Below are 18,661 nucleotides of genomic sequence, written 5' to 3'. Positions count from 1 at the left end.
CTATGAGGGGCGAGCCAAGCTGCCCGAGGTGCGCCGGTCGGGTGCGCGCCCCCGGTCTGTTCTCAGACACCTGGCAGTGCGACCGGCACGGAGCCGTGCATCCGATGCAGCCGGTGCTGCCTCCGAGCGTGGAGGCGCTGAACGTCGCCGTCGCCCGTTCGCAGGTCCCCGTCTGGCTGCCCTGGCCACTGCCGGTCGGCTGGCTCTACACCGGTATCGCGCACGTCGGTGACGATGTCTCGGGCGCCCGGGCCACCGCCGTCGCCTGCTCGGGCCCGGCGCCGCTCGGCGGTTTCGGCGAGCTGGTGCTGGTCGCCGAGGAGCTGGGCGTCGGGCTCGGTGCCCGGTACGCGGGGCTGGCCGGGCCGGATCCGGGCGAGACCGTCGCGCTCTACAAGCCCGCCGACGCCAAGCTGATGGCGGCCGGACGGCCCACCCCGATGTTCCACGTCCCGGACGCCCCGGCCGACCGCGCGGTCTTCGTCGGCGAGGCCCGGGGCCTCTGGCTCTGGGCGGTGGCCTGGCCGGAGCAGTCGGCCCTGGTGATGTACGACGAACTGGTGCTCACCGACCTGCGCGAGGCCGGCGCCGAGCTCGACCTGCTGCCCTGCGGGGCGCTCTCCCCCCGCCTGTTCGGCTGACCGGCGGCCGCCGCGTCTATCCTGGGCGGCACCCGCGAGCGTCCACCCCAGGAGAGCACTCCGTGCGCATCGACCTGCACGCCCACAGCAACGCGTCCGACGGCACCGACAGCCCGGCGGAGCTGGTCAGGGCGGCCGTCGCCGCGGGCCTGGACGTGGTCGCGCTCACCGACCACGACACCGTGGCGGGCCACGCCGAGGCCGCCGGGGCGGTGCGCGCGCTGCCGGCCGGGGCCCGGCTGACCCTCGTCCCGGGCGCCGAACTGTCCTGCGTGGTGGACGGCATCAGCATGCATCTGCTGGCCTACCTGTTCGACCCGGCCGAGCCGGAGTTCGCGCGCGAGCGCGAGCTGGTCCGCACGGACCGGTTCCGGCGCGGGCGGGCGATCGTCGAGCGCTGCCGCGCCCTGGGCGCGGACATCAGCTGGGAGCAGGTCGAACGGATCGCGGGCACCGGCTCGGTGGGCCGGCCGCACATCGCCAGCGCGCTGGTCGAGGCGGGCGTGGTGGCGACCGTCTCGGACGCCTTCACCGCCGACTGGCTGGCCAACGGCGGCCGGGCGGACGTCCGCAAGCACGAGACCGACCCGGTCACGGCGGTCCGGCTGGTCCGGGCGGCCGGCGGGGTGCCGGTCTTCGCCCACCCGGGCGCGGTCAAGCGCGGCCGGACCGTCTCCGACCAGGTGATCGCCGATCTCGCGGCGGCCGGCCTGGCAGCGCTGGAGGTCGACCACATCGACCACGACGAACCGGCCCGGGCCCGGCTGCGCGCGCTGGCCGCCGAACTCGGCCTGCTGACCACCGGCTCCAGCGACTACCACGGCACCCGCAAGACCGTGCGGCTCGGCGAGCACACCACCGACCCGGCCGTCTACGAGGCGCTGCTGGCCCAGGCCACCGGCGCGAAGCCGATCGGCGGCTGACCGCTCACGCGGGCGTACGGGGGCACCGGGCGTGGTGCGGCCGACGCCCCGCGCCCCCGGCTGACCGGCCGTCAGTCCAGCGGGACGCCGCGCCGCTCCGGGTCGCGCAGATCGGTGCCGTGCTTCAGCCAGCGCTCCTCCAGCGCGGCCGCGCCGTGCACCCGCTTCCAGCCGGCCTCGTTGGGCGTCATCGGCAGCAGCGGCAGGAAGCGGACCGGGTCGGCCGGCCCCTCCAGCTCCAGGTCGGCCACCAGACCGCCCGGTTCGGCGGCCAGTACGGAGGTGAACGGCGCGCCGTCCCAGAGCGGGGCGCCGAGGTCCAGCGAGCCGCCGGGGGCCACCACCAGGCCCTCCACCTGCGGCGTCGCGGCGAAGGTGGCCAGCGAGCGGAGCACGCTGTCGCGGCCCCCGCGGACCGTCAGCACCAGTTCGACGCGCGGGCCGCGCACCTGGTCGGCGACCGGTGCGGCCGGGTCGGCCATCGGCGCGGCGGACATCCCGAGCGTCGCGTAACGGACCAGCCCCTCGGCGTCCGGGCCGAAGCGCAGCACCTCGATCCGGTCCGCGCCGAGGAAGGTGACCGCGGCACGGCCACCGGGCTCGCCGAAGGCGGTCAGCAGCCGGGCCTCCACGGCGGCCAGCACCGCCTCCCGGGAGGCGCCGTGCGGGCTGCCGTGAGGGTCCTCCCAGCCGGAGGCCGGGGGGAGATCGCCGAAGGGCGGGAAGTCGTGCGCCATGCCGGTGAGCGTAACCCGGCGCACCCCCGCGGTTGGCACGGCCGCCACCGGAACGCCCCAGCGCCGACAGCCGGTCAGATGTTAGTGTGAGCGACTGGCCACCGGGGATCCTTACCTCCGGGGCAGCGGCGTGAAGGAGGTGGTTGCGGTGGATACCAGCCGACCATGCAGTACCGGCAGCTCTACCCGGCCCGGACGCCTTCCCCGTACCCCTCGCCACGCAGGCTGAAACAACAGCAGCAGCTGGAACAGCCGCGTCCGTCGAGATGACCGAGGCAAGTGTCGGGCCGGCCGGGAGAGCACCCCACCGACGCCCGGTCGCTCCACCACGTGCCCCAGCAAGGCCGAGGACCGACCGCAGGCGCCGGAATCCATCGGTGTTCCTCGCCGTCGCACCACGGCCCTTCCGCCACCGCGCCGCCGTGCGACGGCTCCTGCCCAAGGGAGCCTGCCATGTCGATGATCAACAGCCTGCGCGCCGCCGTCCGCACCAACCGCCGCCGCACCGCGGCCGGCCTGTTCGACTCGGTCCACCCGGACCGGTCCGCCTCCTCCGTGGTGGACTGCGCGGTCTACCAGCACGGCCGCCGCCACGGCGAGAGCTGCAGCCCGCGCGAGGCGGCCCGCCAGGTCAAGGCCTCGCAGCAACTGCCCGAGGGCGCCGGGTCGTTCAGCTGGATCGGCCTGCACGAGCCCACCGAGGCCGAGTTCGAGGGCATCGCCCAGCGCTTCGGCCTGCACCCGCTCGCGGTCGAGGACGCCGTCCACGCGCACCAGCGGCCCAAGGTCGAGCGGTACGACGACGTGCTGTTCGCCGTCTTCAAGACGATCCGCTACGTCGAGCACGACCAGCTCACCCCGACCAGCGAGGTGGTCGAGACCGGCGAGCTGATGGTCTTCGCCGGGCGGGACTTCGTGATCACCGTCCGGCACGGCGGACACAGTTCACTGCAGGAACTGCGGCACCGTCTGGAGGCCGACGCGGACGGCGCCGGGCTGCTCGCCAAGGGCCCGTCCGCCGTGCTCCACGCCATCGCCGACCACGTGGTGGACAACTACCTGCTGGTCGCCGACCGGCTGCAGACCGACGTGGACGAGATCGAGTCCGACGTCTTCTCCAACAAGGGCGGCCGGGGCACCGACGTCGGCCGGGTCTACCAACTCAAGCGCGAGGTACTGGAGTTCAAGCGGGCGGTGGCACCGCTGCTGCGCCCGATGCAGCAGCTCTCCGAGCCGCTCCAGCGCCTGGTCGACCCGGACATCCAGAAGTACTTCCGGGACGTCGCCGACCACCTCGCCCGGGTCACCGAGCAGGTGCACGGCTTCGACGAACTGCTGAACTCGCTGCTCCAGGCCAACCTGGCACAGGTCTCGGTGGCGCAGAACGAGGACATGCGCAAGATCACCGCCTGGGCGGCGATCTTCGCCGTCCCCACCATGATCACCGGCGTCTACGGCATGAACTTCAAGTACATGCCCGAGCTGGACACCAAGTACGGCTACCCGGTGGTGCTCAGCGGGATCGTCATCGTCTGCATCGGGATGTACCGGGGCTTCCGCCGCAACGGCTGGCTCTGAAGCCGTCGCCTACCTCCGGCCGCCCCGCGCGACCAGGACCAGACCGAGCAGGATCAGCACCACCGCCGGGTACGCGGCCGCCGGGGGCCACTGGCCCAGCCAGACGGCCGCGATCAGCGCGGCGCCCGGCGTCTCCAGCAGGATCGCGGTCGAGGTGACGGACGGGCCGAGCGTGCGCACCACCCGGTTGCTGAGCGAGTGGCCGAGCAGCTGGGCGGTGACCATCAGCAGCACGATCTGCCACCAGACCCCGGCCGGCCAGCCCGTCATCGGCGTCCCGGCGGCCAGGCAGACCACCAGCAGCACCGCCGCCGTGGTGGCGTAGCAGACCAGCGTGTACGCGGTGGTGCTCACGGTCCTGCGGACCTCCGCACCCAGCAGCAGGTACCCGGCTGCCGCCAGTCCGGCGCCGAGCGCCAGCGCGTCGCCGAGCAGCGCGCGGGGCGAGAGCGAGAGGTCCACCCCGGTGAGCACCAGCACCCCGGCGAAGGCCACGCACGTCCCGGTCCAGACCGGTCGGGGCGCCCGCACCCCGAGCAGCCGCAGCAGCAGGATCGTCCAGAGCGGGGTGGTGGTCACCAGCGCGGTCGCCGAGGCCACCGAGGTCATCCGCAGGCTCGGCATCCAGAGCGCGAAGTGCACGGCGAGCAGCACACCGGCCGCCACCGCCAGCAGCAGCGCCCGCCGGCCGATCCCGCGCAGCTCCGCCCGGTGCCGCAGCAGCGCGTACGGGCCGAGCACGCCGACCGACATGACGTTGCGCCAGAACGCGATCGCCAGGGCGGGCGCGGCGGTGGCGCTGATCAGCGGCGCGGAGAGCGAGATGCCCGCGACGGAGACCGCGAGCAGCAGCAGGTCGAGGGTGGGCAGCGGGTGCGACGGCACCGGGGCGGTGCGGACGGGGGCTGCGGTCTCGGACCGGGCGGCGGGCACGGCGCTCCTTCGGCTCGTGGCGGGGGCGGACACCCCGGAGGGGCGCTCCCAAGGTAAGGCCCGTGCCACGCTCACGGAACTGTCGCCCGACGGGTGAGACATCTCCCGGACGGCCCAGGACGTACGCTGTCCGCCATGGACCGTACGCCTGCCGCGACCGCGACCGCCGACGACTTCCTCGACCGGGCCCTGCTGGAGGAGGCCGCGAAGAAGTCCGGTCTGCTCTGGGTGCGGGCGGACGGCCAGGAGCAGAGCCGGGCGCTCTGGCACGCCTGGTACGACGGCGCCGTGGTGGTGGTCGGTGACGGCGACGAGCAGCCGCTGCACGGTCTGGCCGCCGGGGCGGGCGCCGTGGTGACCGTCCGCAGCAAGGACAAGGGCGGCCGGCTGACCGGCTGGCCGGCCCGGGTCACCGAGCTCGCCCCGCGGGGCGAGGCCTGGCTCGGCGCGGTCGAGGAGCTCAAGGGGAAGCGGCTGAACGCGCCCGACACCGACACCATCACCGAGCGCTGGGCCCGCGAGTGCCGCGTCCTGCGGCTGGAGCCGGCCGGCCGCGGCGACGGCCTGCTCACCGAGCGGCCGGGCGCCATGCCCGACGACTCGCACGCCGTCGTCCCGATGCCCACCCCCGCCACCACCCGCCGGCCCGTCCCGGCCGGCCTGCCCCGGCTGCTGTTCAAGCGCCGCACCGGCCGCACCGGGAGCTGAACCACGCCTCGCCAGGCCGGTCCGCCGCGGCCCGGGTAGCCTGTGCACGCGGGGCGCGCCGCGCGCGCCCGACCGGGCGTCGAGCGAGTCGAGGGAGTCCATGGCAGGTCCAGGGGGCCGGGTCTTCATCTCGCACCTCGCCGGTATCGCCGTCTTCGACCCGAACGGCGACCAGGTCGGCCGGGTTCGCGACGTGGTGGTCTCGCTGCGGCTCGGCGGCCGCCCGCCGCGGGTGCTCGGGCTGGTGGTCGAGGTGGTCGGCCGGCGCCGGATCTTCCTCCCGATGACCAGGGTGACCAGCCTGGAGTCCGGCCAGGTGCTGACCACCGGCGTGATCAACATGCGCCGCTTCGAACAGCGCCCGTCCGAGACCCTCGTCCTCGCCGAGCTGCTGGACCGCACCGTCACCTGGAGCAAGACCTCCGAGGAGGTCACCGTGCTGGACGTGGCGATGGTCCAGGCCCGGGTGCGCGAGTGGGAGATCAGCAAGGTCTTCGTCCAGGTCGGCCGGGCCGGCCGGCTGCGCAAGGGCAAGGGCGAGCGGCTGACCCTGAACTGGAAGGACGTCACCGGCTTCGCCCTCCCCGAGCAGGACCAGGGCGCCGCCAACCTGCTCGCCACCTTCGACCAGCTGCGCCCCGCCGACCTCGCCAACGTCCTGCACCACCTCTCCGCCAAGCGCCGCGCCGAGGTCGCCGCCGCCCTCGACGACGAACGGCTCGCCGACGTCCTGGAGGAGCTGCCCGAGGACGACCAGGTCGAGATCATCGGCAAGCTGAAGGACGAACGGGCCGCCGACGTCCTGGAGGCGATGGACCCGGACGACGCCGCCGACCTGCTCTCCGAACTGCCCGGGGACGAGGCCGAGCGGCTGCTCCAGCTGATGGAGCCGGACGAGGCCGAGCCGGTGCGGCGGCTGCTGACGTACGAGGAGAACACCGCCGGCGGCCTGATGACCACCGAGCCGATCGTGCTGGAGCCGGACGCCACGGTGGCCGAGGCGCTCGCCCGCGTCCGGATCTCCGACCACAAGCCGGCCCTCGCCGCACAGGTCTTCGTCTGCCGCCCGCCGAACGAGACCCCTACCGGCAAGTACCTGGGCACCGTGCACTTCCAGCGGCTGCTCCGCGAGCCCCCGTACGTCCTGGTCGGCTCGCTGGTGGACGACGACCTGGACCCGCTGCCGCCGGACACCCCGCTGTCCCTGATCACCAGCTACCTGGCGACGTACAACATGGTGGCCGCGCCCGTCGTCGACGACGGCGACCACCTGCTCGGCGCGGTCACCGTCGACGACGTGCTCGACCACCTGCTGCCCGACGACTGGCGCGAGGCCGCCCTGCACGGGCTGGACGACGAGAGAGAGGCGACCGGTGGACGCTGACCGCAAGGGCCGACGCGACGACTCCCCCCGCAAGCGCCTGCAGGGCGAACTGCGGGAACTGCGCCAGCTGCGCGAACTGCGCACCCGCGAGGGCGGCCGCCTCCAGCGCACCGAGACCTCGGTCACCGGACCGGCCCGCACCCGGCTCGACCAGCCGCGCACCGCCCGCCCCGGGCTGATCACGCTGCCGGCCTACGACCCGGAGGCCTTCGGCAAGCTCTCCGAGCGGATCGCCCGCTTCCTCGGCACCGGCCGGTTCATCGTCTGGATGACGGTGGTGATCATCGTCTGGGTGGCCTGGAACACCCTGCTGCCCAGCTCGGTGCGGTTCGACAACTACCCGTTCATCTTCCTCACCCTGATGCTGTCGCTGCAGGCCTCGTACGCGGCGCCGCTGATCCTGCTCGCGCAGAACCGCCAGGACAACCGGGACCGCGTCAACATGGAGCAGGACCGCGCCCGCAGCGACCGCAACATCGCCGACACCGAGTACCTGACCCGCGAGGTCGCCGCCCTGCGGCAGGGCCTCGGCGAGGTCGCCACCCGCGCCTTCATCGCCTCCGAACTGGGCGGTATCCGCTCCGAACTCCAGTCCCTGCTCAGGGAGATCGACGAGCGCCGGGAGCCCTCCGAGGCGCTGTGATCCGCGGCACGCTACCGGCCGGTCGGCCACCCCCCTGAGCGCCGTACCATCAAGGCATGGCCAACGAGACAGAGGTCGCGGCCGGCGTCACGGAGGATTCCGTACGCCAGGCGCTGGCGACCGTCAACGACCCGGAGATCAACCGCCCGATCACCGAGATCGGCATGGTGAAATCGGTCGAGATCGCCGAGGGCGGCGCGGTGCGCGTCGCGGTCTACCTGACCGTCTCCGGCTGTCCGATGCGCGACACCATCACCACCCGGGTCCGCGAGGCGGTCGGCAAGGTCCCGGGCGTGACCGGCGTCGAGGTCGAACTCGACGTGATGAGCGACGAGCAGCGCAAGGAGCTCTCCCAGCTGCTGCGCGGCGGCGCCCCCGAGCGGGAGATCCCGTTCGCCAAGCCCGGCACGCTGACCCGGGTCTACGCGGTCGCCTCCGGCAAGGGCGGCGTCGGCAAGTCCTCGGTGACGGTGAACCTGGCGGCCGCGATGGCCGCCGACGGCCTGAAGGTCGCCGTCGTGGACGCCGACATCTACGGCCACAGCGTGCCGCGCATGCTGGGCGTCGAGGGCCGGCCCACCCAGGTCCAGGACATGATCATGCCGCCGCAGGCACACGGCGTGAAGGTCATCTCGATCGGCATGTTCACCCCGGGCAACGCCCCGGTGGTCTGGCGCGGCCCGATGCTGCACCGCGCGCTGCAGCAGTTCCTCGCCGACGTCTACTGGGGCGACCTGGACGTCCTGCTGCTCGACCTGCCGCCCGGCACCGGCGACATCGCCATCTCGGTGGCCCAGCTGGTGCCGAACGCCGAGATCCTGATCGTCACCACCCCGCAGATGGCCGCCGCCGAGGTCGCCGAGCGGGCCGGCACCATCGCGGTGCAGACCCACCAGAAGATCGTCGGCGTGATCGAGAACATGTCCGGCATGCCCTGCCCGCACTGCGACGAGATGATCGACGTGTTCGGCACCGGCGGCGGCCAGACCGTCGCGGACGCGCTCACCCGGACCGTCGGCGCCACCGTGCCGGTGCTCGGCTCGATCCCGATCGACGTCCGGCTGCGCGAGGGCGGCGACGACGGCCGCCCGGTCGTGCTCGCCGCCCCCGACTCCCCGGCCGGCGCCGCCCTGCGCTCCGTCGCCGGCAAGCTCGGCGGCCGTCAGCGCGGCCTCTCCGGCCTCTCCCTCGGGCTCACCCCGAGGAACAAGTTCTGACCCGAGCGGTGAACGGGCCGGGCGCGGGCGTCCGGCCCGTTGCCGTCTCCGGGGGCCGCGGAGCCCCCGGGCGGGCGGCTCAGGGGCGGGTGTAGGCGGTCAGGTCGGGGACGGTGGCGAAGCCCGCGCCGTACGCGCTGACGCCCCGGCCGTAGGCGCCGAGCAGGACGCCGGGGGCCTCGCCGGCGAGCACCCAGCCGTACTCGGACTCGCGGTAGCGGAAGGGCTGCGGCAGGCCGTTCACCGGGAGGCTGAGGGTGGACCAGCCGGGGCCGGCCAGGTCGTCGGCGAGGTCCCAGGCGAGCGTGCTCTGCTGGTCCAGCCAGTCCTGGCGCAGCGTGCGGTCCAGCTGGCCCGGCCAGGTCGCCGCGAGCAGGCCGGAGCCGGCCAGCCAGGCGGCGGAGGAGGCCGAGGTCGCCTCGAGGGTGCCGGTGTTGTCGACGCTGCGGCGGCTGTCCCGGCGGGCCATCGTGACGACCACGGCGAACTTGCGCATGTCACGCGGCTCGTACTGTCTGGCCGGCTCCTCGCCGTGGCCGAGGGTGCCGTAGTCGACGTTGCCGGCGGCCCCGGCGCGCGGGCCCCCGGCGCCGGCCTGCATCAGATAGCGGCGCCCGGTCCAGCCGTCGTCCAGGCCGTACCAGGGGAAGTCCGCCGACAGGTAGGGCACCAGCGGGTCCGCCGGGCCGGGCTGCCCGCCGACCACCGGGCCACCCGCCGTGGCCGTCGTCCCCACCGCATGACTCGTCACCGCATGACTCGTCGCGTCCATCCCGGACCTCCTCAACGCACGTTTTTCCCTGCCGCGGTGCGCTCCCATGGTGGCCCACCCCGGCGTCTCCGCCGTGCGCCTTCGGTCCGGATCGGACCGGAAGTGACAGACGGCACAGCGGGAACAATCAGCACAATAGCGGCGCACACACCACCGCCCCGCTCAGCCGGGCGGCCGGACGGGGCGGTGGTGTCGCTCGCGGGGTGCCGGCGCCGGGTCGCGGCAGGCCTCGTCAGGTCGCGTCGGGGTCGAACGGGGGTCGCTCACCGGGCTGGAGCGGGGCCCCGGCGGAGGCCGCCGGAGCGGCGGCGGACTTGTCCATGCTGACGGTGCCCGCGCGGCCGTTCACGGTGGCGGCGGGCTTGTCGTCCAGCACCGACCGGATGTCCAGGGTGTCCCGCATCTCCTTGAGACCCAGCGGGTCCTCGTTGCCGCCCATGAGCTGCTTGCGGACGAAGGTCTTGGGGTGCAGGTCCTCGAACTCGAAGTCCTGGAACTCGGGGCCCAGTTCGCTGCGGATGTCCTCCTTCGCGCTGTCGGCGAAGGACCGGATCTTCCGGATGAAGCCCATGGTGTCCTGGATCAGCTTCGGCAGCTTGTCCGGACCGAAGATCACGATGGCCATGATGACCAGGGTCAGGACCTCCAGTGAGCCTACGTCGCTGAACACCTAAGCTCCCTAGCTCCTCCGACGGCGGTTCCTAACAGCGTAATGGCCACCGGCCGGTCCCTGACCCACACGGTGATGAAGCCGTGGTAAAGACCTGCCGATGGCCATAACCGTCACGAGCGGCCCGCGAGGCCCGTTCTAGCGGTTCTCGTGGTGCATCCCGGCGAGACCGGAGCCGGTGACGCGGTCCGGCAGGTCCCGGGGCGGGACCGCGGAACGGGTGGCGGCCACCGGGTGGACCGGGAAGTCCACCGGGACCTGCGCGTTCATCGGGACCGGACCGCCGCGGCCGGGGCCGCCGACCGGGCTCACCGAGGTGCCGTGCTGCTCGTCGGCCGGACCGGCGAAGCCGCCGACCCCGCCGAGGGTGACCGCGGCGACCGAGAAGGCGCCGGCGGCGGCGAAGACGAACCGGCGCCCACGCGGCGGGGCCTGCCGGGCCACCGCGGTGGCCGCCGCGGCCGGCTGCGGCCGGACCGGAGCCTCGGGCCGGCCCGTGCGCCGGCCCATCAGCGGGCGCAGCACCGAACCGCCGCGCCCGAACGCCCTCGGGTCGACCCCGGGCAGCGGTGCGTCGGCGCCGAGCGCGCCCGCGCCGAAGGAGGCACCCGCGCCCCGGCCGAACGAACCGCCGGTGAGCCGGCTGCCGCCGAGCGTGCCCGCGGCCGCCACGCCGCCGCCGGGGAGGTCGTCGTCGTCGCGGCGGGGCCGGCCGCCCGGCCGCTCGTCGTCCGGGAGGGCACCGACGGCCATCAGCCGGGCCATCAGCGCCGAGGACGGGCCGGGGGTGCCGGTACGGGTCAGCAGGTGCTTGACGGCCCGGCCCTCGTCGGCCTCGGCGAGGCACTCCGGGCAGGTCGCCAGGTGGGCCTGGACACGGTCACGGGAGTCATGGCCGAGTTCGCCGTCGACGAAGGCGGAGAGCCGCTCCCCGAGATGGTGCTCCTCGGCGGCGGGCTCGGTCGGCCGGACGGCCACCGCGCGCAGCGCCGACTCGCCCGGCAGCGGGCCGGCGAGCACCGCGGGCGCGTCGGGCTCCTCGTGGCCCCGGCGCCCGAGCTGGGCCCAACCGCTCCTCCGGGCCGCGGCCTTGCCGACCGCGTCCGGCCCTGACCGGCCGGTTGCGCTCACGATCGCCTCCGTCCGCGCCCACCAGGCGCCCCGACGGCCTCACCGGCGACGGCACCGACCGGCACCGGCTCCTCGGAGCCGCCCCGGCGCTCACGGCCGGGGGCCGAGCCGGGGGCGCGGTGCTTGAGCGCGGCACGCAGGTGGGAGCGGCCGCGGTGGATGCGGCTGCGGACGGTGCCGAGCTTGACGCCCAGCGTCGCGGCGATCTCCTCGTAGGAGAGGCCCTCGATGTCGCAGAGCACCACGGCGGCGCGGAACTCCGGGGCGAGGGTGTCGAGCGCCTGCTGGACGTCGGCGTCGAAGTGAGTGTCGCTGAAGTGCTGGGCCGGGCTCGGCTCGCGGCTGGCCAGGCGCTCGGCCGCGTCCTCGCCGAGCGCGTCGAAGCGGATCCGCTGGCGGCGGCGGACCATGTCCAGGAACAGGTTGGTGGTGATCCGGTGCAGCCAGCCCTCGAACGTGCCGGGGGTGTAGGTCGACAGCGAACGGAAGACCCGGACGAAGACCTCCTGGGTGAGGTCCTCGGCGTCGTGCTGGTTGCCCGTCAGGCGGTAGGCGAGGCGGTAGACGCGGGCGCTGTGCGCCTCGACGATCTCCTCCCAGGTGGGCGGAGTCCAGGTCTGCGCGTCGGGACCCTCGGTGAAGGTCGCGAGGGCGGCGGGGGCCTCGGCGGCACCGGCGACCGGCGTCTCGGCGGCCGGCTGGTCCAGGGTGGAGTGCGCAGGCTGGTTCATCACGGGCTTCGGCGTACGGACTGACGCGGTGCCGCGGATGTGCCGCCGCACAGGGACGTCGCCCTCGGCCACACCTCCTCGGTCGGCTCTTCTGCCCAGCAGGGCCACCACCATATCCACCTCACCCGTCAAGCCCGGATAAAAGTGCCCGGGGGGTATCCGCAGGCCGGTCCCTTCTTCAGCAACGGCCCGCCGCCGTACGCGGTTCCCGGTCGGCCAGTAATCTGTGGCAGGAAATATCGACATCCCCTCGGCACCGGGCCGCCACCCGGGGCTCCGAAAGAGGCAGCCATCAGCGAGTTCGGGCCCGCGCGTGCGGCCCTCGCCGACACTTTTGTGGGCGAGGACGCGGTGCTGACCTACGCCCGGGCCCAGTCGGCGCGGACGGGAATAAGGTCGATCGGGCCGAGCGGCGGTGCCTGCCTGCGGCTGCTGGCCGCGGCGCTGGACGCCAAGGCCGTCGCCGAGATCGGTACCGGGACGGGCGTCTCCGGCGTCTACCTGCTGCGCGGGATGCGGCCGGACGGTGTGCTCACCACGGTGGACTCCGAGCCGGTGCGCCAGCAGCTGGCCCGGGAGGCCTACCACGCGGCCGGATTCGCGGCCAACCGCTCCCGGTTCATACCGGGCCGGGCGCTGGAGGTGCTGCCCCGGCTCGCGGACGGCCAGTACGACCTGGTGTTCTGCGACGGGGACCCGGCGGAGTCCCGGGAGTACCTGGCGGAGTCGCTGAGGCTGCTGCGACCGGGCGGGATGGTCTGCTTCGAGGGCGTGTTCCAGGAGGGCCGGCTGGCCGAGCCGGAGCAGCAGGACCCGCAGACCCACGCGGTGCGCGACCTGGTCCGGGACGTCCGGGAGAGCGACGACCTGCTGCCGGCGCTGCTGCCGGTCTCGGACGGCCTGCTCTGCGCCGTCAAGCGGTAGCGGGCCCGACGGGGCCGGGGGCCCGGCCGGGCAGCGGGGCCCGGCAGGACCCGGGCCCGGGGCGGAAACCACAGAGCCCGGGCCGACACATCGTGTCGAACCCGGGCCCGGCGGCACATCTCCAGGAGATGGGGAGTTCCCGCTGCGGTCAGCCGCAGGCCTTCTTCAGGGCCTCGCCGAGGGCGTCGGCCTCGTCAGGCGTGAGCTCCACCACAAGGCGTCCGCCGCCTTCGAGCGGAACGCGCATGATGATGCCCCGCCCCTCTTTGGTGACTTCGAGCGGGCCGTCACCCGTCCGCGGCTTCATGGCCGCCATGCTCGTTCCCCTTCCTGCAACGCTCAGCTACGCACCGGCAGTCCGTCCACCGCCGGTATCGAACGCATTGATCGGAAGCCATTATCCCGCATGCCACGGGCTGATGACCAACATCACTCTCGGTGCAACCACGGCCGGATTGGGCCCAAGCGGCACATTTCCCGGCATAAGCCCCGGCGCGGCGGCGGTCGGCGCGGCACCGAAAGGTGCGATACCTCACACTCCCCACCCGGCCGCGCACTCCGGCATCCTGGCAGACGACCGACCCCGCGACGATCACAAGGGAGCCCTCGCCCATGTCCGATTCCGTCCTGTACGAGCTCGACGGCGGCCTGGCCGTCATCACCGTCAACCGCCCGGAGGCGATGAACGCGCTGGACACCGCGACCAAGGTGGCGCTGCGGGACACCGTGGCGGCCGCCGCCGAGGACCGGGCGGTGCGGGCGGTGCTGCTCACCGGCGCCGGTGAGCGCGCGTTCTGCGTCGGGCAGGACCTCAAGGAGCACCTGGAGCTGCTCAAGCGGGCCGGGGAGACCGGCGAGGGCGCGCTGAAGACCGTCGCCGAGCACTACAACCCGCTGCTGCGGGCGCTGGCAGGGATGCGCAAGCCGACCGTGGCGGCGGTCGGCGGGGTGGCGGCGGGCGCGGGCGCCTCGCTGGCCTTCGCCTGCGACTTCCGGATCGTCGCGGACACGGCCGGCTTCAACACCGCCTTCGCCGGGATCGCGCTGACCGCCGACTCGGGCGCGTCCTGGACGCTGCCGCGGCTGGTCGGGCACGCGAAGGCGACCGAACTGCTGATGCTGCCGCGGACCGTGAAGGCCGCCGAGGCGATGGAGCTGGGTCTGGCCACCAAGGTGGTCCCGGCCGCCGAGCTGGCCGCCACCGCGCGGGCCTTCGCCAAGGAGCTGGCCGCGGGCCCCACGGTGGCGTACGGCGCCATCAAGGAGTCGCTGGCGTACGGCGCTTCGCACACGCTGGACGAACTGCTGGACAAGGAGGACGAGCTGCAGACCCTGGCGGGCGACAGCGAGGACCACCGGATCGCGGTCCGCGCCTTCATCGCCAAGGAGAAGCCGGAGTACCTGGGGCGCTGACGCCCGGGCCCGAGGGGCCGTCCGGGCCGCCTCAGCGCGTCAGGGCCGCCCGGACGTGGCAGTCGGCCAGGTGGTCGTCGACCAGGCCGCAGGCCTGCATCAGGGCGTAGGCGGTGGTCGGGCCGACGAAGCGGAAGCCCTCCTTCTTCAGCGCCTTCGCCAGCGCCGTCGACTCGGGTGTGATGGCCGGCACCTCGCCCATGGTGCGGGGGGCCGGCCGGTCCGGGTCACCGGCGAACCGCCAGATCAACGCGTCGAGTCCGCCGTCGAGTTCGCGGGCGGCCCGGGCGTTGGCGATGGCCGCCTCGATCTTGGCGCGGTTGCGGATGATGCCGGTGTCGGCGAGCAGCCGCTCCACGTCGGCCGGTCCGAACTCCGCGACCCTGGCGATCTCGAATCCGGCGAACCCGGCCCGGAAGCCCTCGCGGCGGCGGAGGATGGTGATCCAGGACAGCCCGGACTGGAAGGCCTCCAGGCAGACCCGCTCGAACAGGGCGTCGTCGCCGTGCACCGGGCGGCCCCACTCGGTGTCGTGGTAGACCCGGTAGTCGTCCGCCGAGTCGCCCCAGGCGCAGCGCCGCAGCCCGTCCGGGCCGACCACGGCGCCGGTCCCGGCGCGGGGCTCGGTCAGCGGCTCGGTCACTGGTCCCGCCCCGGCTTCGCGTCCTCGGAGTCCTTGGTCAGCACCACGGCGGGCTCGACCACCTTGGCGAACTCCTCCAGGCCCGGCAGCGGTTCGGCGCCGGTGTCCGGGCCGGCCTCGACCGCGCCGCGCAGCGCGGCGCCCGCCTCCAGCTCGGCGATCCGCGAGTCGCGGTACGCGAGTTCCGCGCCGAGGCGGTCGAGGACGTCGTCCACCTCGTCCATCCGATAGCCGCGGACGGCCATCGGCAGCCTGATCCCGTCCACGTCGTCCCGGCTCAGCGGACGGTCCTGCGGCAGCCGCGCGGCGATCCGGTCCTGCACCGCCTCCGGCAGCGAGCCGCCCCCGCCGAGCGCCACCAGCGCGGCGCCGCCGACCACCACGGCCATGGCCACCACGATCACCCAGAACACGAGCTGTCCTCCCGACTTCCCGGCCGGCCCTGACAACAGTGGGATCATGGTCCCCGATAGGCCGGGGGCCATCATCGCACCCGGAGCAGCTGTGGAGGAGACATCGGTGGCACTGCGTCTGGGACCACGGGAATTCGGTGACGACGAGCTGGTGATCATGGCGATCGTCAATCGCACCCCGGATTCGTTCTTCGACAAGGGCGCCACCTTCGCCGACGAGGCCGCGTTCGCCGCGGCGGACCGGGCGATGGCCGAGGGCGCGGCCATCCTGGACATCGGCGGGGTGAAGGCCGGGCCGGGCGACGAGGTCACGGTCGAGGAGGAACTGCGGCGCACGGTGCCGTTCGTGGCCGAGCTGCGCCGGCGCCACCCGGGGGCCGTGATCAGCGTGGACACCTGGCGGCACGAGGTCGGCGAGGCGGTCTGCGAGGTGGGCGCTGACCTGCTGAACGACGCCTGGGGCGGGGTGGACCCGCGACTCGCCGAGGTGGCCGCGCGCCACGACGTCGGGCTGGTCTGCACCCACGCGGGCGGCGCCGAACCGCGGACCAGGCCGCACCGGGTCGGCTACGAGGACGTGATGGCGGACATCCTGCGGGTGACCGTCGGGCTGGCCGAGCGGGCCGCCGGGCTCGGGGTGCGGCGGGACGCGCTGATCATCGACCCGGGGCACGACTTCGGCAAGAACACCCGGCACTCGCTGGAGGCCACCCGGCGGCTGCCGGAGATGACCGCGACCGGCTTCCCGGTGCTGGTCTCGCTCTCCAACAAGGACTTCGTCGGCGAGACGCTGGACCGGCCCGTGGACGAGCGGCTGCTCGGCACCCTGGCGACCACGGCCGTCTCGGCCTGGCTGGGCGCCCAGGTGTACCGGGTGCACCAGGTGGCGGAGACCCGGCAGGTGCTGGACATGGTCGCCTCGATCCGGGGCACCCGCCCCCCGGCGGTGGCCCGCCGGGGGCTGGCGTAGGCCGGTCAGATCCCGTTCACCGGCCGACGGGCGTCGGCGAGGATCTTCATGACCTCGTCGACGTCGTCGGTGATGTGGAACAGTTCGAGGTCGTGCGGGGCCGCCTTGCCCTGCGCGACCAGGGTGTTCTTCAGCCAGTCGAAGAGGCCGCCCCAGTACTCGCTGCCGAAGAGGATCACCGGGAAGCGGGTGACCTTCTTCGTCTGCACCAGGGTGAGCGCCTCGAACAGCTCGTCCAGCGTGCCGAGTCCGCCGGGCAGCACCACGAAGCCCTGCGCGTACTTGACGAACATCGTCTTGCGGACGAAGAAGTAACGGAAGTTCAGTCCGAGGTCGACGAACTCGTTGAGCCCCTGCTCGAAGGGCAGCTCGATGCCGAGGCCGACGCTCAGCCCGCCCGCGTCGGAGGCACCGCGGTTGGCGGCCTCCATCGCGCCCGGGCCGCCGCCGGTGATCACCGCGTAGCCGGCCTCGACCAGCGCCCGGCCGATCTCCACGCCCGCCGCGTACTCGGGCGAGTCGACCGGGGTCCGGGCGGAGCCGAAGACGCTGATCGCGGGAGGGAGTTCGGCCAGCGCACCGAAGCCCTCGACGAACTCGGAGGTGATCCGCAGCACCCGCCACGGATCGGTGTGCAGCCAGTCGGTCGGCCCGGTGGTGTCCAGCAGGCGCTGGTCCGTGGTGCTCGTGCCGACCTGGTCCCGGCGCACCAGCACCGGGCCCTTCTGCTTCTCGGGCCAGGCCTTCTTCTGCGGCGGCTCGCCCACCTGCTCGGGGCCGTGTCCGTAGTGCTTGTCGTCTCCTGTGCCTGTCATGACGAAACCCTACGCCCGTTGATCCCCGTTTTCAGGCAACGGGGGAAGGTCGGTTGGGCGTCCGGAAGATGGCGTGTTCGGCGGCTGCTCAGCTGGTCAGCCAGGCGCGCAGCCGCTGCTCGGTCTCGGTGACGGCGCTGAGCGAGCAGTGCTCGTCCCGCTTGTGCGCGAGGTTCGGTTCGCCGGGGCCGTAGTTGACCGCGGGGACGCCGAACGCGCTGAACCGGGCGACGTCGGTCCAGCCGAACTTGGCGCGGGCGACGCCACCGGTGGCGGCCAGGAAGGCCTGCGCGGCGGGCTGGGCGAGGCCCGGCAGCGCGCCCGGGGCGGAGTCGGTGACCGTCACCTCGTAGCCCTCGAAGACCTCGCGCACGTGCTTCTCGGCGTCGGCCTCGCTGCGGTCGGGCGCGAAGCGGAAGTTGACCGTCACCACGCACTCGTCGGGGATGACGTTGCCGGCCACGCCGCCGTCGATGCGGACGGCGTTGAGGCCCTCGCGGTACTCCAGGCCGTCGATCTCCACCCGGCGCGGCTGGTACCGGGCGAGCCGGCCGAGCACCTCGGCGGCGTGGTGGATGGCGTTGTCACCGAGCCAGCTGCGGGCCGAGTGGGCGCGCACACCGGTGAGCCGGATCTGCGCCCGCATGGTGCCCTGGCAGCCTCCCTCGACGGTGGCGCCGCTGGGCTCCAGCAGCACCGCGAAGTCGGCGGCCAGCCAGTCGGGGTGCTCGGCGGCGAGGTGGCCGAGGCCGTTGCGGTGGGCCTCCACCTCCTCGCAGTCGTAGAAGACGAAGGTGAGGTCGCGGTTGGGCTCCGGAAGGGTGGCGGCCAGCCGCAGCTGGACGGCCACACCGGACTTCATGTCGGAGGTGCCGCAGCCGTAGAGCAGGTCGCCCTCGACGCGGGAGGGCAGGTTGTCGGCGATCGGCACGGTGTCCAGGTGGCCGGCGAGCAGGACGCGCTCGGCGCGGCCCAGGTCGGTGCGGGCGACCACGTTGTTGCCGTGCCGGTCGACGGTGAGGTGCGGGTAGGCGCGCAGGGCGGCCTCCACGGCGTCGGCGAGCGCCTGCTCGTCGCCGCTGACCGACGGGAAGTCGACGAGCCGGGCGGTCAGCGTGCCGCCGTCGAGGGTGAGGTCCAGGGGCGTGTTCGGGCTGCTCATGGTCGTCCAGCCTATCGCCGCGCCACCGGGGGGCGAAGGGCGAACCCGCCCTGAGCCAAAGGGCGCGCCGGTGCCGAAAGCGAAGGAGCGCGGGAGCAACCGACGAAGGAGGGCGCGACGAAGCGAGGAGCGTCGGCACCGGGTACGAGCGCCCGGCGGCGAAGGGCGAACCCGCCCTGAGCCAAAGGGCGCGCCGGTGCCGAAAGCGAAGGAGCGCGGGAGCAACCGACGAAGGAGGGCGCGACGAAGCGAG

21 protein-coding genes are annotated in these 18,661 nt (G+C 73.7%); 10 read left to right on the top strand and 11 right to left on the bottom strand.

The features are described from left to right. Positions 1-2: 2 nt before the first annotated feature. Together ACIP82_RS21030 and ACIP82_RS21025 are read left to right on the top strand one after the other, a co-directional pair. Entirely contained in the window at positions 3-641 is a 639-nt protein-coding gene (locus ACIP82_RS21030) for a DUF6758 family protein (protein WP_363610873.1), read from the top strand. 62 nt (positions 642-703) lie between these two features. Beyond that, positions 704-1,564, top strand: coding sequence for a PHP domain-containing protein (locus ACIP82_RS21025; protein ID WP_363610871.1), 861 nt, complete (start codon positions 704-706; stop codon positions 1,562-1,564). 71 nt (positions 1,565-1,635) lie between these two features. On the opposite strand, the gene ACIP82_RS21020 is transcribed toward ACIP82_RS21025, so the two are convergent. Further along, positions 1,636-2,301, bottom strand: coding sequence for a suppressor of fused domain protein (locus ACIP82_RS21020; RefSeq protein WP_363610869.1), 666 nt, complete (start codon positions 2,299-2,301; stop codon positions 1,636-1,638). Positions 2,302-2,754: 453 nt separating this feature from the next. Here ACIP82_RS21020 and corA point away from each other — a divergent pair, with 453 nt between their 5' ends. Next, positions 2,755-3,879 (top strand): magnesium/cobalt transporter CorA, encoded by a 1,125-nt coding sequence (gene corA / locus ACIP82_RS21015; RefSeq protein ID WP_400655114.1) that lies wholly within the window; start codon positions 2,755-2,757, stop codon positions 3,877-3,879. 9 nt (positions 3,880-3,888) lie between these two features. On the opposite strand, the gene ACIP82_RS21010 is transcribed toward corA, so the two are convergent. Beyond that, a complete protein-coding gene (locus tag ACIP82_RS21010) occupies positions 3,889-4,812 on the bottom strand; it encodes a DMT family transporter (RefSeq protein ID WP_400655111.1) in 924 nt (307 codons plus the stop codon). A 135-nt stretch (positions 4,813-4,947) separates the two neighbouring features. Between ACIP82_RS21010 and ACIP82_RS21005 the strand changes: the two genes are divergently transcribed. The 4 genes from ACIP82_RS21005 (at position 4,948) to ACIP82_RS20990 (ending at position 8,764) form a co-directional block, all read left to right on the top strand. Further along, a complete protein-coding gene (locus ACIP82_RS21005) occupies positions 4,948-5,520 on the top strand; it encodes a hypothetical protein (protein WP_400655108.1) in 573 nt (190 codons plus the stop codon). 100 nt (positions 5,521-5,620) lie between these two features. Beyond that, positions 5,621-6,904 (top strand): magnesium transporter MgtE N-terminal domain-containing protein, encoded by a 1,284-nt coding sequence (locus ACIP82_RS21000; protein ID WP_363610863.1) that lies wholly within the window; start codon positions 5,621-5,623, stop codon positions 6,902-6,904. A 76-nt stretch (positions 6,905-6,980) separates the two neighbouring features. Then, positions 6,981-7,547, top strand: a complete 567-nt coding sequence (locus ACIP82_RS20995; protein ID WP_363610937.1) for a DUF1003 domain-containing protein — start codon at positions 6,981-6,983, stop codon at positions 7,545-7,547. A gap of 56 nt (positions 7,548-7,603) precedes the next feature. Next, entirely contained in the window at positions 7,604-8,764 is a 1,161-nt protein-coding gene (locus ACIP82_RS20990) for an Mrp/NBP35 family ATP-binding protein (RefSeq protein ID WP_363610861.1), read from the top strand. A gap of 79 nt (positions 8,765-8,843) precedes the next feature. On the opposite strand, the gene ACIP82_RS20985 is transcribed toward ACIP82_RS20990, so the two are convergent. The 4 genes from ACIP82_RS20985 to sigE all read right to left on the bottom strand — a co-directional run bounded on the left by ACIP82_RS20985 (position 8,844) and on the right by sigE (position 12,068). Continuing rightward, entirely contained in the window at positions 8,844-9,536 is a 693-nt protein-coding gene (locus ACIP82_RS20985) for a hypothetical protein (RefSeq protein WP_400655105.1), read from the bottom strand. A 232-nt stretch (positions 9,537-9,768) separates the two neighbouring features. Continuing rightward, complete coding sequence (locus tag ACIP82_RS20980) at positions 9,769-10,206, bottom strand: sec-independent translocase (protein WP_363610857.1); 438 nt, start codon at positions 10,204-10,206, stop codon at positions 9,769-9,771. A 138-nt stretch (positions 10,207-10,344) separates the two neighbouring features. Continuing rightward, the gene (locus tag ACIP82_RS20975; protein ID WP_363610855.1) at positions 10,345-11,337 is read right to left on the bottom strand and encodes a zf-HC2 domain-containing protein; all 993 of its coding nucleotides are present in this window, start codon (positions 11,335-11,337) and stop codon (positions 10,345-10,347) included. Next, positions 11,334-12,068 (bottom strand): RNA polymerase sigma factor SigE, encoded by a 735-nt coding sequence (gene sigE / locus ACIP82_RS20970; RefSeq protein WP_400655258.1) that lies wholly within the window; start codon positions 12,066-12,068, stop codon positions 11,334-11,336. The genes ACIP82_RS20975 and sigE overlap by 4 nt, the downstream gene beginning before the upstream one ends. 291 nt (positions 12,069-12,359) lie before the next feature. On the opposite strand from sigE, the gene ACIP82_RS20965 reads away from it, so the two are divergent. Beyond that, entirely contained in the window at positions 12,360-12,992 is a 633-nt protein-coding gene (locus ACIP82_RS20965; protein WP_363610933.1) for an O-methyltransferase, read from the top strand. Between the two features lie 148 nt (positions 12,993-13,140). On the opposite strand, the gene ACIP82_RS20960 is transcribed toward ACIP82_RS20965, so the two are convergent. Continuing rightward, positions 13,141-13,308 carry a DUF3117 domain-containing protein gene (locus ACIP82_RS20960; RefSeq protein WP_014137929.1) on the bottom strand — a complete coding sequence of 56 codons (168 nt, stop codon included), beginning with the start codon at positions 13,306-13,308 and terminating at the stop codon, positions 13,141-13,143. A gap of 296 nt (positions 13,309-13,604) precedes the next feature. Between ACIP82_RS20960 and ACIP82_RS20955 the strand changes: the two genes are divergently transcribed. Beyond that, positions 13,605-14,405 (top strand): enoyl-CoA hydratase-related protein, encoded by an 801-nt coding sequence (locus ACIP82_RS20955; RefSeq protein WP_363610853.1) that lies wholly within the window; start codon positions 13,605-13,607, stop codon positions 14,403-14,405. Positions 14,406-14,436: 31 nt separating this feature from the next. Here ACIP82_RS20955 and ACIP82_RS20950 read toward each other — a convergent pair whose 3' ends face one another. Continuing rightward, entirely contained in the window at positions 14,437-15,048 is a 612-nt protein-coding gene (locus tag ACIP82_RS20950) for a DNA-3-methyladenine glycosylase I (protein ID WP_400655099.1), read from the bottom strand. Next, entirely contained in the window at positions 15,045-15,461 is a 417-nt protein-coding gene (locus tag ACIP82_RS20945; protein WP_400655096.1) for a DivIVA domain-containing protein, read from the bottom strand. The genes ACIP82_RS20950 and ACIP82_RS20945 overlap by 4 nt, the downstream gene beginning before the upstream one ends. 157 nt (positions 15,462-15,618) lie before the next feature. Between ACIP82_RS20945 and folP the strand changes: the two genes are divergently transcribed. Continuing rightward, on the top strand, positions 15,619-16,431 hold the full coding sequence (gene folP / locus ACIP82_RS20940) for a dihydropteroate synthase (RefSeq protein ID WP_363610931.1): 813 nt from the start codon (positions 15,619-15,621) through the stop codon (positions 16,429-16,431). 5 nt (positions 16,432-16,436) lie between these two features. Here folP and ACIP82_RS20935 read toward each other — a convergent pair whose 3' ends face one another. Together ACIP82_RS20935 and dapE are read right to left on the bottom strand one after the other, a co-directional pair. After that, a complete protein-coding gene (locus ACIP82_RS20935; RefSeq protein ID WP_363610848.1) occupies positions 16,437-17,246 on the bottom strand; it encodes a TIGR00730 family Rossman fold protein in 810 nt (269 codons plus the stop codon). 88 nt (positions 17,247-17,334) lie between these two features. Beyond that, the gene (dapE, locus tag ACIP82_RS20930; protein WP_400655094.1) at positions 17,335-18,408 is read right to left on the bottom strand and encodes a succinyl-diaminopimelate desuccinylase; all 1,074 of its coding nucleotides are present in this window, start codon (positions 18,406-18,408) and stop codon (positions 17,335-17,337) included. Positions 18,409-18,661: the final 253 nt, after the last annotated feature.

It is taken from the genome of Kitasatospora sp. NPDC088548 (genome assembly GCF_044753005.1).
GTDB lineage: Bacteria > Actinomycetota > Actinomycetes > Streptomycetales > Streptomycetaceae > Kitasatospora.
This window is presented reverse-complemented; position numbering and strand designations above follow the sequence as displayed.

What these genes read in the sequence shown, in the direction of transcription:
- ACIP82_RS21030 (WP_363610873.1), top strand. Translation starts at nt 3, where the DNA reads ATGAGGGGCGAGCCAAGCTGCCCGAGGTGCGCCGGTCGGGTGCGCGCC.
- ACIP82_RS21020 (WP_363610869.1), bottom strand. Translation starts at nt 2,301, where the DNA reads ATGGCGCACGACTTCCCGCCCTTCGGCGATCTCCCCCCGGCCTCCGGC.
- corA (WP_400655114.1), top strand. Translation starts at nt 2,755, where the DNA reads ATGTCGATGATCAACAGCCTGCGCGCCGCCGTCCGCACCAACCGCCGC.
- ACIP82_RS21005 (WP_400655108.1), top strand. Translation starts at nt 4,948, where the DNA reads ATGGACCGTACGCCTGCCGCGACCGCGACCGCCGACGACTTCCTCGAC.
- ACIP82_RS21000 (WP_363610863.1), top strand. Translation starts at nt 5,621, where the DNA reads ATGGCAGGTCCAGGGGGCCGGGTCTTCATCTCGCACCTCGCCGGTATC.
- ACIP82_RS20990 (WP_363610861.1), top strand. Translation starts at nt 7,604, where the DNA reads ATGGCCAACGAGACAGAGGTCGCGGCCGGCGTCACGGAGGATTCCGTA.
- ACIP82_RS20985 (WP_400655105.1), bottom strand. Translation starts at nt 9,536, where the DNA reads ATGGACGCGACGAGTCATGCGGTGACGAGTCATGCGGTGGGGACGACG.
- sigE (WP_400655258.1), bottom strand. Translation starts at nt 12,068, where the DNA reads ATGAACCAGCCTGCGCACTCCACCCTGGACCAGCCGGCCGCCGAGACG.
- ACIP82_RS20960 (WP_014137929.1), bottom strand. Translation starts at nt 13,308, where the DNA reads ATGGCGGCCATGAAGCCGCGGACGGGTGACGGCCCGCTCGAAGTCACC.
- ACIP82_RS20955 (WP_363610853.1), top strand. Translation starts at nt 13,605, where the DNA reads ATGTCCGATTCCGTCCTGTACGAGCTCGACGGCGGCCTGGCCGTCATC.
- folP (WP_363610931.1), top strand. Translation starts at nt 15,619, where the DNA reads ATGGCGATCGTCAATCGCACCCCGGATTCGTTCTTCGACAAGGGCGCC.
- ACIP82_RS20935 (WP_363610848.1), bottom strand. Translation starts at nt 17,246, where the DNA reads ATGACAGGCACAGGAGACGACAAGCACTACGGACACGGCCCCGAGCAG.
- dapE (WP_400655094.1), bottom strand. Translation starts at nt 18,408, where the DNA reads ATGAGCAGCCCGAACACGCCCCTGGACCTCACCCTCGACGGCGGCACG.